Annotated in this window: 15 protein-coding genes; 5 read left to right on the forward strand and 10 right to left on the reverse strand. The window is 67.2% G+C overall.

What is annotated here, in order from left to right; genetic code table 11:
- The coding region (locus BKG60_RS03905) for a hypothetical protein (RefSeq protein WP_120764815.1) at nt 1–345 on the reverse strand (345 nt) is incomplete at its 3' end.
- A 236-nt stretch (nt 346–581) separates the two neighbouring features.
- Here BKG60_RS03905 and BKG60_RS03910 point away from each other — a divergent pair.
- Nucleotides 582–1160 (forward strand): hypothetical protein, encoded by a 579-nt coding sequence (locus BKG60_RS03910; protein WP_083650231.1) that lies wholly within the window; start codon nt 582–584, stop codon nt 1158–1160.
- A gap of 188 nt (nt 1161–1348) precedes the next feature.
- Here the strand turns inward: BKG60_RS03910 and BKG60_RS03915 are convergent, their stop codons facing one another.
- From BKG60_RS03915 to BKG60_RS03930, 4 genes are read right to left on the reverse strand one after another with little or no spacing between them, the layout of a single operon-like run.
- Nucleotides 1349–2053: a hypothetical protein gene (locus tag BKG60_RS03915; protein WP_075909248.1), complete on the reverse strand. Its 705-nt coding sequence runs from the start codon at nt 2051–2053 to the stop codon at nt 1349–1351.
- Between the two features lie 7 nt (nt 2054–2060).
- A complete protein-coding gene (locus tag BKG60_RS31325) occupies nt 2061–4490 on the reverse strand; it encodes a hypothetical protein (RefSeq protein ID WP_075909249.1) in 2430 nt (809 codons plus the stop codon).
- A complete protein-coding gene (locus BKG60_RS31865; protein WP_075909250.1) occupies nt 4487–5113 on the reverse strand; it encodes a hypothetical protein in 627 nt (208 codons plus the stop codon). Before BKG60_RS31865 ends, BKG60_RS31325 begins: the two co-directional genes overlap by 4 nt.
- Nucleotides 5113–5481, reverse strand: a complete 369-nt coding sequence (locus BKG60_RS03930; protein ID WP_075909251.1) for a hypothetical protein — start codon at nt 5479–5481, stop codon at nt 5113–5115. The genes BKG60_RS31865 and BKG60_RS03930 overlap by 1 nt, the downstream gene beginning before the upstream one ends.
- 453 nt (nt 5482–5934) lie before the next feature.
- On the opposite strand from BKG60_RS03930, the gene BKG60_RS03935 reads away from it, so the two are divergent.
- Nucleotides 5935–6141 carry a toxin-antitoxin system gene (locus BKG60_RS03935; RefSeq protein WP_075909252.1) on the forward strand — a complete coding sequence of 69 codons (207 nt, stop codon included), beginning with the start codon at nt 5935–5937 and terminating at the stop codon, nt 6139–6141.
- Nucleotides 6142–7116: 975 nt separating this feature from the next.
- Here BKG60_RS03935 and BKG60_RS31340 read toward each other — a convergent pair.
- The 4 genes from BKG60_RS31340 to parA form a co-directional block, all read right to left on the reverse strand.
- Nucleotides 7117–7515, reverse strand: a complete 399-nt coding sequence (locus BKG60_RS31340) for a hypothetical protein (protein ID WP_120764817.1) — start codon at nt 7513–7515, stop codon at nt 7117–7119.
- A 305-nt stretch (nt 7516–7820) separates the two neighbouring features.
- The gene (locus BKG60_RS03945) at nt 7821–8789 is read right to left on the reverse strand and encodes a hypothetical protein (RefSeq protein ID WP_075909254.1); all 969 of its coding nucleotides are present in this window, start codon (nt 8787–8789) and stop codon (nt 7821–7823) included.
- The gene (locus tag BKG60_RS03950; RefSeq protein ID WP_075909255.1) at nt 8782–9066 is read right to left on the reverse strand and encodes a FitA-like ribbon-helix-helix domain-containing protein; all 285 of its coding nucleotides are present in this window, start codon (nt 9064–9066) and stop codon (nt 8782–8784) included. Before BKG60_RS03950 ends, BKG60_RS03945 begins: the two co-directional genes overlap by 8 nt.
- On the reverse strand, nt 9059–9709 hold the full coding sequence (gene parA, locus BKG60_RS03955) for a ParA family partition ATPase (RefSeq protein ID WP_075909256.1): 651 nt from the start codon (nt 9707–9709) through the stop codon (nt 9059–9061). The genes BKG60_RS03950 and parA overlap by 8 nt, the downstream gene beginning before the upstream one ends.
- A gap of 134 nt (nt 9710–9843) precedes the next feature.
- Between parA and BKG60_RS03960 the strand changes: the two genes are divergently transcribed.
- The 3 genes from BKG60_RS03960 to BKG60_RS03970 are packed head-to-tail and all read left to right on the forward strand — an operon-like array spanning nt 9844 to nt 12832.
- The gene (locus BKG60_RS03960) at nt 9844–11745 is read left to right on the forward strand and encodes a hypothetical protein (protein ID WP_075909257.1); all 1902 of its coding nucleotides are present in this window, start codon (nt 9844–9846) and stop codon (nt 11743–11745) included.
- Nucleotides 11745–12476 (forward strand): hypothetical protein, encoded by a 732-nt coding sequence (locus BKG60_RS03965; protein WP_075909258.1) that lies wholly within the window; start codon nt 11745–11747, stop codon nt 12474–12476. The genes BKG60_RS03960 and BKG60_RS03965 overlap by 1 nt, the downstream gene beginning before the upstream one ends.
- A 47-nt stretch (nt 12477–12523) precedes the next feature.
- The gene (locus BKG60_RS03970; protein WP_242671566.1) at nt 12524–12832 is read left to right on the forward strand and encodes a hypothetical protein; all 309 of its coding nucleotides are present in this window, start codon (nt 12524–12526) and stop codon (nt 12830–12832) included.
- Nucleotides 12833–12991: 159 nt separating this feature from the next.
- Here BKG60_RS03970 and BKG60_RS03975 read toward each other — a convergent pair whose 3' ends face one another.
- Nucleotides 12992–14020, reverse strand: a complete 1029-nt coding sequence (locus BKG60_RS03975; protein WP_083650237.1) for a GntR family transcriptional regulator — start codon at nt 14018–14020, stop codon at nt 12992–12994.
- Nucleotides 14021–14079: the final 59 nt, after the last annotated feature.

A 14079-nucleotide genomic window follows, 5' to 3' on the forward strand; every position in this document is an offset into this window, starting at 1 on the left:
CTGAAACGCTGTCGGCCTCTTCACCCCCAACGCCCCAGCAACCGCCTCCCACGACGCACCACGACGACGCGCATCAGCCACCGCCACCACCGGGTCCATCACTGGCGCGACGATGCGGACCACCAGCAGCGCCCACCGCTTCTCGAACGGGGCCAGCAGCTCCCAGTGTTCACCGGCTTCGTCACGCGCCATCAGTAGTTTGACCAGCGCCGGAGGTCTCCCGACGCCCGACGCCGGCCCTTTTGCGAGCCGCGCCGCTGCGGCCAATCGTGCCGCCTCCAGTCCTGCCGCCGCGGCAGCGGCCGATGCCGCGGTCAGCTCGTCACCCGTCAGTTCATCGAACACAGCTCCCCACCCTACTTGCCGAACCCCAAACAGTAGCGTTAGGTTATACCTAATTAATTTGTTAGGTTATAACTAACAAACTGACTGGCTGGAGGTCCGCCGAAATGGATGTCTTGGACGCGCTCACCGCGCAAGCTCATATCCTTTTGACCAGCAGCAATCACCGTGTCAACCGGACTCCTTCTGTCCAGCTCGCTCGGTCGATCCACGCCACGCCGCCAGTCGCCCCGACAGGTGTGCGCTCTCATCTCAGAGACGCGTCACATGTCCTGCCAGCGCTCGCCCGTCACGCCCAAGCCGGCGACCGGTACGCGCTGCTGCTCGCGGCGGTGTTCATGCGCGATCTGCTGCGCGCGATCGCACAGCGCGCCGGCGGCGACATTGACGAGCGCACTGAGGACGCGCTTGCCCTGACGTTCGCGCTTCTGCGGGCCGCTGCCGAGCCCGACACCCTCACCGAGGCAGTCATAGCCGCCCAGCTGTCCAAACGGCTCCAGCTCCGCCACAGCGGTCCGGACGCCGCCGTTCCGGTCGATCCTCACGCCCCGGTGTTCGACCAGCCCATCCCCGAGCCCGACCAGCACCGGCACACCGCACTGCACTTGCTCGCTGATGCCCGCGCACACCAGATCATCACCGCGCTCGAATACCAGACCTTGCACGCCCTCTACCTGCGCACCGGCACGTTCGACCCCCGCGCGACCGCGCGCGCCCTGGCCGCCACCACCGAGACCATCCAGCAGCGCAGCCGCCGAGCAATCCGCAAACTCGCCGAGCACTACGCCTCACCGCACCGACACCGCGCCGCCGCCTGACCACGGCTTTCTGTTGACCGTGTCCTAAGCAAGCGATACACCCTGTACCAGCTGTACCAGCGAAAGGAACCACCCCGTTGCGGTCGGCGTAGTTGCCCCCTGGCCCGCAAGCAGGCCTCGATGGACGCCAAGATCGCCCAGTTCGGGAGCCACGACGCCGCCGGCGACGGGCCGGGTATCACCGGGTATCAATCGCCGGGTTGGTCGATCGTCTGATCGGCTCGCCGGTACCGGCGCGGAGCCCCTAACAGCTCGTCGCGGCTGGCGCGGGTGCCTGCCGCGCGGGCCGCGGCGCGCAGCTCGGCGCGGCGGGCGTCAGCGTTCTTCACGCTGTAGCGCAGCAGCTCAGTCAGATCGGCGTCGGGCAGCCCCGCCAGGTCGTCAAGGTGCATGGCTGGCACGTCGAACTCGATCAGCTCATCGACCACGGCCGCGTCGTCGTCCACGAACAGGCCGCACACCGGGGCACGGGCCACCATCGCCTCGATGTAGTGATCGCGCTTGTGCTCGGCAGGGTTTCGCCCCTCACCACCGCTGACGTAAATCCATTCCGCACGGCCCGGCAGATACCGCCGCACCCACCGGGCCACCATGCCGCCGTTCCACGGCGGCCTGGTCGTGGAGATCGCATACCGCCATCCCAGCCGATACAGCGTGTTCGCCAGCTGCAGACCGGCCGGCACCGGCGCAGCCTGCGGGGTGTGCCAGAGGAACCGGCGCCATCGGTCCGGGGTCTTGCGCTCCAGCTCGTACGCGAACGGTCCCATATCGCACAGCAGGCCGTCGAAGTCGAGCAGCGCCACGTAGCGCCGAAACTCCGACTCAGCCGGTGCCCGACGCTTCTTACCGCCCTTGCCCGCGGGCTTGGCCTGCGGACGTGTCGGTTGATCCACCGTCCTTTTATGTCACGGCAGCGGCCGGGTTGAGCGGAGCACCCGCCAACCGCGTCGCGTACAGCAGGTCAGCGCAGCCCTCGGTGGTCGCGTGATCCCGAAGGCAGGCCACCACCTCAGCGGCCCGCGCGGTGCGGAATGCCCACTCCAGTGGTGTGGGATCGCCACCACCAACCGCGCTGATTCTCGACTGGGCCATGAAGTAGTCCACATACGTTTTCGCGCACGCTTCCCGCACGTCGGCCCAGTCGGAGTCGCTGATCGGCTTCTGGCGCTCGAACAGGTCTATGACGCGGGTGCAGCGCGGCTCGGTCAGGTGGCCGGCGGTCGCCGCCAACGTTGCGTGCTGAGCAGCCACCTGCCACCGCTGCTGCTCGGTGAATCTGTTGGCCTGCTGCCACTCCCAGGGCATAGCCACCGCACACCGATGCTGACCCGCGCCGTTGGCTGACGCGGCGTCGATCGTACGGCTGTCCACGCTGACCGGCCGTGCGCCGAGATTGGCCGCCCAGTCCGACACCCTGTCCTTCGGTAGTGACGACGCCAAGACCAGCACCCGTGATCCGGGTGTGGCGGCGTCGTGCAGCTCTGCGTGCTGGGCCAGCAGCTTGAGCGGATCGGCACCGCCAGCCGCGGCCGACTCCTCCCACAACTGCCGTCCCACCACGGCATCGGTCACCGCCAGGCGGACATCATCGGGCACCCGCACACCTAACGGGATGTACGACGGCCCTTCGCTGGAGGCCAGCCATGCTGTCACCGCGCCCGTGCGCTCATAGAGCATCGACACTGCCCACGAAAAGCCGCTGCCGGCGTAACCCATCTTGCGGGTCTGGGCGATCATCGACTCCACAATCGAGCGGGCCGCATCGGCGGCCTGGCCGATCAACACCTCACCAGTGGCATCGGGAGTGGCGCTAAACGTCCGCATCTGCTGCATCGGCATCGCCACCGGCACCGGACCACCCGCCCCAGAGTTGGACGACGACGCACCGGCAAGGCCGATCGGCCCACCGAGACCAGGTGCACCCTGCGATGGTGTTCCCGGCACACCCGGACCCACATTCGGCCCGCCACCAACAGGCGACACGACACCGCCGGCCGGCGGGGAAGCCGGCGGCACCATCGCCATCGGCGCACCACCTACTGGGGCACCCGAAACAGGGGCGGACGACGCCGGTGGCGGCGCAGCAGCAGCGGCCGGTGTTGCAGCATGTGAGGCAGAAGCCGCCGCGCCCTGCGCCACCTGAGAGCCAACATTGCCCGCAGTTCCGAGTGCATTCGCGGTCGCATTGACCGCGCCCGTGCCCATCCGCGCCGCGGACTCCGCGATACCCGAACCGGCACTTGCCAGGCCCGCCGCACGCACACCCGGCGCGGCACCACTACCCCCAGGAGCCCCGGCACCCGCCGGTGAGCCCGGCGTGCCCGTGTGCGCAGCAGCCGACGTGGCCGACGCAGGACCACCCGACGAGGACACCCCGCTACCCGACGACGAGGCAGGCGACGAGGACGCCGGAGACGACGACATCGGCGGACGCATCATCTGCCCAATCACCGACGACGGACTACCGCCCGACGACGCCGGCGAACCACCCGACGACGGAGCCGACGACGGCGGCGACGAGTGCGACGGAGACACCGGCGACTTATCCGGGCTAGGCGTCGTCGCAGCGTCTTTCACCTTGTCTGGATTCCATGCAGCCTGTTGCTCTTGCTTCGTAAGAGTCTGCTGCTGGTTGCTATTTACAGCCTCCCGCTGCGGTGCTGCATCGGCTGACGGCGGCGAATCCTTAAAGGTGTTGTAGTCAACCGCTTCCACACCGTTGTTCGGCGATAGAGGGGCAGGTATACCCGACGAACCCGTTCCGGTGGAGAGCGGTGTTGCCGCGCCTGATCCGCCCTCGCTGATGGACTCGTTGGGCTTCCACGACAAGACTTTTGTGGTCTGCGCGGCGACCTCGGCCGCGCGGTCGGTATCCGCCGTCGCAGCGTCGGCCTGGGCGTTACCGATGATGGTCGCGATCTCACCCGCGAGAGCCGCGGCCTTGCCCAATCCCGCGTGGCGTGCTTCGGCGTCTTTGATCTGTTGATCGGCGGTCATGACGATCCAGTACAGATCGGATTTGAGCGAGATGATTGCCGCGCTAACCGCCTCGGCGGCAGGTGTTGCGGTCTGCAAGGCGGAGAGACGGTCAGCGAGCGTCATATTGCGGTGTGCGACCAGTTTCTTAAGCGCCGGGATCAATCCCACCGAGGTCTGGTTTTCCAAGTTTTGTTGGATGCTCTGCTGGCTTTCTTCCTGCAGAATTAGTCGCCCGAAATCTGCCCGCAATTCACCGGCGAATGCTTGCCACTCATACTCCGATTGCTTCGGCCAATGATCACCCAGAATCAAGCCCGCATACTCCGACGGCGGGTACTCAATGTAGGTCATCGCGGAGCCAACCGATTGCACAGCGCGTCCATCGTGTCGGCCGACTCACGCATGACGAAATAGGTGTTCCCGCTAGCCGGATCGAACGCGCCGTATCCCGACGAAAGTGTGCGCAGTGCACCGGCTGCCGTAGTAGCTGCTTGGTTGAGGATTGTTGTCGTTCCGGGTGCGATTCCGCCCGACAGTTTGTCGCCGGCTTGCTTGTACTGATCGGCTGCTCGCTGCACTGCCGCCGACCACTCCGGGTTTCCGCGCACCGCAGGGTCGAGAACCGTCGTCCCTTGCGGAATCACGGAAAGCGCCGCTGTTGCGTCATGAATCCGATCACCAGCCGACACCCACGCATCACAGGTGTGTCGGTTGGCTTCTGCTGCGGGTAGTGGTGCTGGTGTTGTGGGGGCGGGCGGTGTGGCGGTTGCGGTGATCGTTGCCGGCGTTGCGGTGGTGTCGCCGGTTTGGGTGGTGATCACGGCGGTGATCGCTGCGGCGAGGACGGCACCGATCGCCGCGCCGCCAGCGAACGCCGGCCAGCGGCGGCGGGGAGCTGCCTCTGCTGCTGTCGGTGGCGGGTACGGCGGTGGTGGCCAGTTGGGGTAGGCCGGCGGCGCGGCGGGTTCTGACATCAGACCGTCCTCACCTGCCCGTCAGTTGCCGACGTGGCGACTGGCATCGGGAACTCGGGAATGGTGGCCCCGGCCGCGGTGATCTCGTCAGCGGCCTGGTGGTCCTGCTGCACGATCACTGGCGGTGACTCGGTGAGCGCTGTCGCCTGTTTTGTCACCGCAATGGCGTCGCGGCCGGCGCTGGTCTTGATCATCGTTTCAATGGCGGTAGTCGTACCGCTGGCGGCAGCGTCCAGCAGGGATGGCCCGCCCGGCGTTGGCGGCGTGATCAGCGCCGGCGCGCTGGATGCCTGCGCCGCGGTGGCGGTCCCGGTGGCAGTTGCGATGTTCTCGGTGTTGATGTTGAGCGTGTTGTCGGTGCTGCTCATGCGGCTAATCCTCCCCGAGATAGGCGACACATGGAACCGGGTTCAGCGCGGTTTTGGCGGGAGAACTCCCCCGGAATGAGCTTCACACCCCGGCGGGCGGATCGGTGAGGTTGTCGGTGAGGTTGTCGAGCAACTTATCAGTGAACCTAGAGGGTGGACCCGCTCGGCTTTCCTCAGACTCCTCCGTCGCTTCGAAGCCGAGCGTAACACCCTTGTCAAGGTTTACGAGCAAATTTGCAGGTGCCAGTGTTTCTGTGTGCCCACACGCACGGAAACACGACTACCCGACCCGCTTTCGCCACCGCGATTCGGCGATGCCCGAACTGACAGTAACCGCACATCGTTATTGAATCGTTATCGGCGGGTTGTCGGCTCGAATTTCTGCGAAAAACCTTCTACCTGCACCGGCGTGTCGGCGCACTAGATATCTGATAGTTCGCAAGGGTGTCGGTTATGGCTCAACCACACAAGGGTCCGCGTCGCCTAGTTCAGTCGCGCATCTCCGAAGAGGTCTACGCCGAAGTGTCCGCACGTGCGCATGCTGCCGGCATGTCCGCATCTCAGTGGATAGCCGACAACGTGGCGCTGGCGGTTGGCCGTCCCGATCTTGTCCGCGAGCTGAACCGTGCCGAGCGTGAGGAGTTGCCGCTGGCGATTTGAGACCGCGCCCGGCGAGAGCCGGGCAGACGCACATCTCAATAGTTGGTTGGCCACGGAGCCCTCTAAACGACGAGAGCCCCGCCAGGGCGGGGCCACCACGTCTTTGACTCGCTATCAAACTGCGTCTCTCTAGAGGCTGCTTCAGAACCGAGCTGCGAACTCGGCTCTAGGCGTCTCCGTGCCCGTTAGCCCCCGAAGGGACGTGTCTTGCTCGACTCGTCTCACGGTAGCGCATTGCCGTACCAGATTCACGATGACGCGCAAAACCGTGACCACACATTTACTGATTTCCGTGCTTCCACATGCACAGACCGGCGTGTTTCTGTGCGTCGGCGCGTGTCTGGTTCACCGTCCCGGTTGGGACGTGCTGACGTTGCCGCGGCGGTCCCGGTTTCGGGCTCATCGTGCGGCGGTGCAACGTCGGATCGGCTGCGCAAAGTCCGCGCCACGGAGGCCCGCCGGGCGTGGATCGAACGGCAGGGCGAAGCCGACCTGGCGACGCCTATGTGGGTGTCGCGCGACGCGTGGGTTGACGATGTTCGGGGGGTGACAGAGTCACCCGATTTCGCGCCGCTGTGTGCATCGGAGGGGGTGTCGATCGCGTCAGCCACAGTGTTGGCGGTCGCGGTGGTGTGGGCGGGTTTCGCCGATCATGCGACGGGCCGCAATGCGGCGGTCACCAGAGATCGGATTGCGGCGAAAATGGGCTGTGCGGCCAAGACAGTCAGCCGGGCGTGGAAGGTGATCCGCGCGGCCGGATTGGCGGTGGAGGCGGCGCGTGGGCACGGCTCCAGCTCGGGGCACACGGCCGGCAATCGACCGTCGATCTGGCACCTGATGAGCCGCCGGCCGACCGCCCCGGCGGCTGCCGATTCTGGGGAAAATGTCCCGCTACCGCCGAAGGCGGGTAGTTGTCTTTTACTTCCCGTAGGGAATAACTCACCAAGCGTGCGCGAGCGCACGCGCGGGGAAATTTCAACCACAGACCAAGCCCAACCACGGGCGCGGCGGCGCTGCCGCGCCACGCCGCGCCCACTGGCGGTGCAACGGCTCGCCGCTGGGCTGGTCACGCCGGCGGTTGGTCACGGCGCGGACAATGAGGGGCGGCGAACCGCGTTGGTCGTCGGCTTGGACCGTGGCCATCTCGGAGCCATTTGCGACGCGATCACGCGGGCCGGCATCGACGCTACGGCCTGGACCCCGCACGCGCTGGCGGCAGCGCTGACCGCCGACATGAAAACCCGCGGGTGGTCGTGGCCGGATCGCATCGAACGACCGGGCGCGTTCCTGGCGTCGCGGCTGCGCCGCCTGCCCGCACGTCCAGACCGCACCGACCCGGTTGACGGCGGCACAGCCGCCGGCCTGGAGCAGCACCGTAGGCCACCTGGTGAGCCGTCAACGTCACCTGTGGCGTCGCCGGTACAGCCCACCACACCAGAGCCCGTCCAGACCGCGGCAGGGCGGGCCTACGCCCGTGCGCTGTTCACCGAGCAGCGGCAACGCCGATCACAGCCCCCTCGGACAGCCGTCGAACCTGTGCGCCAAAGTGCGCCACACGGGCCGCACAGTGCGCCAGAGGCCGCGTCGTGCGCCACCTGTGGCGGCGCTGGTGCGCCGCGGCGGCGGTTTCTGCCGGCGCATCGGGCGCATGTGTGCGACGTGTGTTGGGACGCGCCGGATCAGGTGGTGGGGGCGCGATGCAGCCAGTAGTCGGGCAGCCAGTAGTCGGGCAGGGTTTGCATCGCAATGTGCGTCCAGCCGCCAGCGGCGGCGGGTTCCGACATCTGCCACGGGTCTTCCAGCCCGGCAAGTTCACGTTCGGCTCGGATCAGCGGGACACCGTAGATGGTGTCTTGGCGGCGGTCCCAGGTGCCGATGCGGTCGCGGTACCAGCCTGCCCAGTCCTCGTTGTCGCCGCCGGCGGCGCGGCCGGCGCGGTACCAGGCTTCGAGGCGGTCGCGTTTACGGGCGTAGTTGATGGCCTTGATCGCTTGACTGTCAGCGTTGCGGCACGCGAGCTGGGCGGCGTGGTCGTTGTCCAGTGGTGTAGCGAACCGTGGCGGCTCACTGGCCGCGATCTCGGCGGCGTCCTGGTGCTGGCGGTCGTGCGCGGTGAGGGCGTCGCGGTACCAGGCGTCCAGCGCAGCGCGCCAGTCCCCGCCGGCGGCGTAGGGTTCCCACGGCTGCGTCGGCAGGGTGACGAACTCGTGCAGGACCAGGCCGTCGATGTCGTCGTGTACTTGTTCGCCGGCGATGGCGGCGACACGGGCGTGGTAGCCGGGCAGGTGGTCGCGCCAGTCGGCGGGCAGCTCGCCGGTGCGTGCCCAGCGCAGCACATCAGCCCACAGCCCGTTGCGCGTACCGGTGTAGCGCCGTCGCTGCCACCACTGGCGCTGGTCAATCTCGTAGCGCTCACGCGCGGCCTGGTCGCGTTGGTCCAGCTCGGCCGCGACCTGTTCGTAGATTTCGATGCGGATCGCGCAGGTTTGGGCTGTCTGGGTGTTGCCGTGCTGATCGGCCCACTGCTTGGTGTCCTGCGCTTCACGCAGGCCCGCGGCGATGGTCTGGTGCAGCTTGTCCGACACCTGCCACGTCCAGTCGGGGTAGGTTGCGCCGGTGTGCGGCCAGCGCGGGTGCTGCTCACCCATCCTGGGCACTGTCGCCGTAGTGCGCCTCGAGGAGTGCGCGTACTTCGTCGAGCATCGTCACGCCGGTGGTGGCGGCGCGGATCTTCATTGCGCGGTGGAGGCGTTCGGGGATGTCGAGGGTGAGCCGGCGGGTAGGTTCGCGCGGTGGTGGCGGTGTCGGGCTGGTGGCGGTCGCCGTGGTAGTGGCCGGCGCGGGCGTGGGATCACCGGCGTGGACCCACTTGTCGGCGTCGGTGGCACTGGGCCGTTGGGTGAGGTTGGGTCGCTTCTCAGCCATTGATTGCCTCCAGTTCGTTCGTGACATCGCGGATTTCGTCGTCAGCGACCCCGCCGGGGTCGGTTTCGTACACGGCCAGGCCGCGGGCCGCGGCTTCGGAGTAGATGACGCGCTGGGCGACGGTGGCTCCCAGCAGCCGCGGCCCGTAGTCGGACAGTTGGGCACGGATGTCGCGGCCGATCGAGGTTCCGACGATTTTGCGGTTGATTACCCACGCCGATTCCAGTTCGGGTTTGTAGACCTGGGATTGCTCCAGAAGGGCGAGCACGTCGGCGCTGGCCCACACGTCGTACGGGCTGGGCTGTACGGGGATGACGACGACATCGGATGCCATGATCACCGCGCGGGCGACGGCCTCGATGCGGCCGGGCGCGTCGATGATGATGTCGTCGTAGCCCTCCCCGAGCTGGTCGATTTCGCGGTGGATGGTGTCGCGCGGGAAGCCCACCACCGAGACCAGCGGCGGGTGTTCCTGCCGGCCGCGCTGGGCTTGCCAGTCCAGCGCGGAGCCTTGCGGGTCGGCGTCGAGCAGCAGCACGCGCCGACCGCGACGGGCTTTCTCGGCGGCGACGTTGACCGCCAGCGTGGTCTTGCCGACCCCGCCCTTTTGGTTCACAAAGCTGTACACACGCTTACGTGTCATTGCGCCAGTGTAACCACAAACGTACGCACATACACGGGTAACATTATTTGCGTGTTGTCGTGCACACGCAAACACGGGTATGCGAGAATCTTGTTAATCGTGCTTCTGTGTACACAGAAAGGGCAGGTGGCGGGATGGATGAGCACCTGATCACCACCGGCGGCCGGACGTTCCGGGTGCCCGCCGGCGATGAGGATCTTGACGCCTATCTGGCGTGGCTGGTGTCCGACCGCGGCGAACCGGTGTCAACGGTGGTGCCGACGCCGGTGGCGGCGTTGTCGCGTCAGCAGGTGTTCGCCCGGATTCGCCGTGCGGCGATCCCGTCCGGGTTCCCGGAGCCCGATGTGGTGATCGGTGACACCGACCGCGACAGCGGCGGGTTTGTCCGCGGCTGGCTGCCGGCGACGGTGCAAGCATGGCAAGACGAACACGATCAACACGACGAGCTCGCCAGCAGCACTGCCAGCGAGCCTGCCGGTCAGGTGGACTCCGCCGGTGAGGATGACCCGACCGGTACTGACAACGATGACGGGGCGTGGCGGATCGGTGCGCGGCGCTGGACCGGTGTCGGTGACCGCGCCGACAGGTTCGTGCGCATCCTGACCAGCCGGGGCGCGGTCACGCCGTCCGGGGTGGTGTCGGCGCACAAACCGTTGGATGCGCGGTGGCTGGGCGGGTACGTGTGGAAGCACTGGCCGCATAAGCCGGCGCTGACACCGCAGTTGTGGATCACCGCACCGGCGTTGGCGGCGGCGGGGATGAGCCCGCCGAAGCGGCCACCGGTGACCTCGGCGGATTTGTCCGATGCGGTGGCCAAGGCGTTCGGTTGCGAGGTCACCAGTGCGACGGCCGGGTGGTTTACCGCGACGTTCCGCGACCCTGCCGGAGGTGGGGAAGCGCGTCGGGTGTCTCTGGTGCTGCTGCCGTTCCGCTGGCTGGACCCGGCCTCGCAGCGGCCCAACGACGAGGGCATGGCCGGCACCCGCGGCGCGGCCTCGGAGCTGCCCGACGACGAGGACGCCGCGGTGGCGGTGCTCGGCGCGCGTATCGCGTGGCTGGCGGGGATGCCGGTCGAGGCCGATGCGCACAAGAGTGAGCCGCCGTTGCTGCCGGCGGCTCGGCCGGCGTCGATCGGGGCGGAGCTGCTGGACGTGGCACGCCGGCGGAAGCGGTCATCGCAGCGCATCGAGGCGTGCCCGATACCGGCCACGGTGACGGCGGAGACCCCGCGCCTGGACCCCGACCTGGAGAACTGGAAAAACAAGCCGCATACCGCCAAGGGGACCGATGTCGATGTCGAGGTCGATCAACGGGCGGCGTTCCTGGCCAGCACGGGTCACGTCCACTTGGGTTACGGCGTACCCCGTGAGTTGAAGCCAGACCCGGAGACGTTCGCCCAGAAAACCCCACCATTCGGGCTGTGGCGGGTGACCACGCCGCCGGGGGGGTCGCTGGACGGCCTGAGTCGCCGTCTACCGCTGCCGCACGAACACATGGCATGGGAGTCGGCGGCGACATTCTGGGCGACGACACGAGCCGTACAGCACTTGTTGGCGCCGGTTGATGATGGCGGCGCGGGGCTCTCGATCGCAGAGCTGGCGATCGACGGGGCGTGGGTGTGGCCGCAGCAGGACACCATGCTGCGGGGCTGGACGGAACTGCTGCGCAAGGCGCTGGCCGCGGCGCAGGCTGTCGACGACCAGTTTCAGACCGACCTGCTCAAAAATGTCTACAAGTCGTTTCTGGGGCGGATGGCGGGCAGCCAGCACCCGCCGGGGCAGCGGCACTATCAGCAACCGGCGTGGGTGGCCACGATCCACGCGGACACCCGCTGGCGGGCCATGCGGTACGCCGCCACGATCGCGGCCACCCACGGTCTGCATCCGATCGCGGCCCGCGACATCGACACGTTCGTGTACCGGGTGCCGGCGGACATGGACCCGTACGTGGTTCTCAATGAGCCGCCGAACCCTAAGACAGGGCTGTACAAGAACGGCAGCTATCGGGTGAAAAAGGTCAGGACCGGGGAGAACTGATGGAGCGCTGGGGGATGCCCGAACCGCGCGAGGCCGCGCCACCGCCCACACGGCCGGCCGCGGGTGGTGCGCCAGCGGCGTCCCCGCCGGTGCGCTCACGCGGGTTCGGCGCGGCGTTTAAGGCGTTGGTGGGCCGCAAGCTGAACGAGCTGCGGGGGCGACGTTGGGAGCACGTACGGGAGCAAGCCGAGCAGGGCCGCCGCGGCGCGCAGCGGGCAATGGAGGCTGAGGCCGCGCGGCGCGCTGCTGGAGAGATGGCGCGCCGGATCGAACGCCAGACCGGCCACCGCCCGGCCGAGGCCACCATTCGGCGTAATGCGCAGCAGGACCGCACACCGCGCGGTGCCGATCAGACCCGGATCGACCGGCAGTCCCGCATTGACACCGCCGGCGGCATTGACCAGTTCGCCCGACAGGTGGGGGCCAATCCGCGAGCGGTGCCGCAGTGGCGCGATGCCGGCGGCAGCCTGGTCGGGGACGGTGTGCGGGTGTCGGCCGATGTGGAGGGCATTCTGTGGGCCGATGGCGAGCCGTACCCGCGGGCGATGACGGTCAGCATCACGATCAGCGACCCCGACGTGGCCGACGAGATTCGCGCCGCCCACGCGGCCTACGACCTCGAATCAGTCGGGGAGATGCTGGGGCCGGCGATCACCGCGCAGACCGACTGGGCCGGCGACGCCGAGCGACGCTACGAGGTCGAGGTCATCACCGACATCACGGTCATCTGAGAGAGACGCCGATCTGCGATAGTGAGCGGGTGCCGGCACAAGCGTGGGTGACGCTGATCATCGGTGGTCTGGCCACTATCGGCGTTATCATCACGTGGCAGCAGAAGAACCGCGCCGATCGGCGCAGTGAGTGGTGGCGGCGTACCACGTGGGCGTTCGAGCGCACATTCAGCACCGACAACGTTCAAGCCGAACTGGGCTGGAAGGTGCTCTATACGCTGGTCAGATCTACACTGGCTACCAAAGATGACTCGGACATCATGCAGGTGATCAGCGAGCACGTGGCGTTGGGCGAGGAGGGCAATGACGACACCGACACCGAAGAAGTCGGACCGCCGCCAGCCGGTGGTGCGTAGCCTCGCTGTGCGCAGGGCTGCGGCAAAGGTCGCTGTAGCTGCCAGCGAAAAGACTGGTCGGCCGGTCGATCCACGGGTGAAGAAACTGGCCGAATCCCGCTGAGCCCCAAAGCGCTGATTGTGTAACACACCGTGTACACAATCAGCGGGGGCACAGGGTCAGTCCGTGAAGAACCCTTCGGTCCACTGTTCGGGGCCGTACAGCTCATAGTTGGCGTTGGCGTCGTGCTGCTCGCCGGTTGCGTAGTAGGCAGCGCCGGCCGTTGCTGTGGTGGCTTCGCCCGCGGGCTGGGGACGCGGGTCCGGTGGTGTGCTGCTGGGTTCGTCCTCGTCACCCGTCCAGTCCGAGATGTAGGTGAGACGGCGCAGGGGTTCGAAGTAGCTCAGCGGTTTTCTGACCCACGTGTTGCTGATGCAGGCAAGCCACTGGAGTTCCTTGGTTTCGTCATCGCGGATGCACACCGCGTGCGATGTTTCGATGGGGTCGGCTCCCAATGCCAGAGAGCGCACCCGCCACCACTGTCCGCAGTGGGGTGTTTGAGCGCCGGCGAGCTCGCCGCGCAGGGTGCGCAGCGCTACCAGGGTCTCGTTGACTGACGCTTCGAGCGCGTCGAGTCGATCCACTGCCGCTGCCGTTGTCGTCGCCGGTGGGGGTGTCATTGCCGCGACGATGTACCGGCTATCGCGGTTTTCTACCAGGCCCTCGGTGATCAGTTGGGCGTACGCGTGGCGACCGTGATTCGAGGTCGTTCCGAAATGCCATTCAAGCTGTTCCGGCTTGGGAAGTTCGTCGCCGACCGCGTAGACGCCGGCCTCGATCTTCCCGCGCACGTACCGGTACATCTGGCGGTACAGTGCGCCTTCCCACTGGGCAGGGCGTTGCACACGGGGTCGGGTGAGTTCGGGTGGTAGCTCTATCGGGGGCACAGTGCCGGAGAGTCGACACAGCGTCGCAGACGCCAGGACTGTACCGTCTGCTTGAAGGGTCATCACCGGATAGTTCGGTGCGACCGCATCATCGGCCATGAACGCTGCTACCTGGCCGCGCCACCGCTGCTCCTGTTGAGGCGGCACATCTGGGTATACGTTCCGCAGCGCGAGCGCGACAGCTTCTCCAAGAATCTCGCCTGGCACGACCCCCTCTAGGTTTCTCCCGTTCCGACTAACGCTGAACTGGTAGGTATCCATGCTGCCGATTGTCCACGTCAGAGGCAGTTGCGGTGTGTTCGGCGCAGACTGTGCATGGT

Origin of the sequence: Mycobacterium syngnathidarum, assembly GCF_001942625.1 — a bacterium.
GTDB classification, from domain to species: domain Bacteria; phylum Actinomycetota; class Actinomycetes; order Mycobacteriales; family Mycobacteriaceae; genus Mycobacterium; species Mycobacterium syngnathidarum.

Bases quoted from the DNA above. Each gene is read 5' to 3' on its own strand.
- BKG60_RS03935 (WP_075909252.1), top strand. From the start codon at position 5,935: ATGGCTCAACCACACAAGGGTCCGCGTCGCCTAGTTCAGTCGCGCATC.
- BKG60_RS03930 (WP_075909251.1), bottom strand. From the start codon at position 5,481: ATGAGCAGCACCGACAACACGCTCAACATCAACACCGAGAACATCGCA.
- BKG60_RS03965 (WP_075909258.1), top strand. From the start codon at position 11,745: ATGGAGCGCTGGGGGATGCCCGAACCGCGCGAGGCCGCGCCACCGCCC.
- BKG60_RS03945 (WP_075909254.1), bottom strand. From the start codon at position 8,789: ATGGGTGAGCAGCACCCGCGCTGGCCGCACACCGGCGCAACCTACCCC.
- BKG60_RS03950 (WP_075909255.1), bottom strand. From the start codon at position 9,066: ATGGCTGAGAAGCGACCCAACCTCACCCAACGGCCCAGTGCCACCGAC.
- BKG60_RS03960 (WP_075909257.1), top strand. From the start codon at position 9,844: ATGGATGAGCACCTGATCACCACCGGCGGCCGGACGTTCCGGGTGCCC.
- parA (WP_075909256.1), bottom strand. From the start codon at position 9,709: ATGACACGTAAGCGTGTGTACAGCTTTGTGAACCAAAAGGGCGGGGTC.
- BKG60_RS03975 (WP_083650237.1), bottom strand. From the start codon at position 14,020: ATGGATACCTACCAGTTCAGCGTTAGTCGGAACGGGAGAAACCTAGAG.
- BKG60_RS31325 (WP_075909249.1), bottom strand. From the start codon at position 4,490: ATGACCTACATTGAGTACCCGCCGTCGGAGTATGCGGGCTTGATTCTG.
- BKG60_RS31865 (WP_075909250.1), bottom strand. From the start codon at position 5,113: ATGTCAGAACCCGCCGCGCCGCCGGCCTACCCCAACTGGCCACCACCG.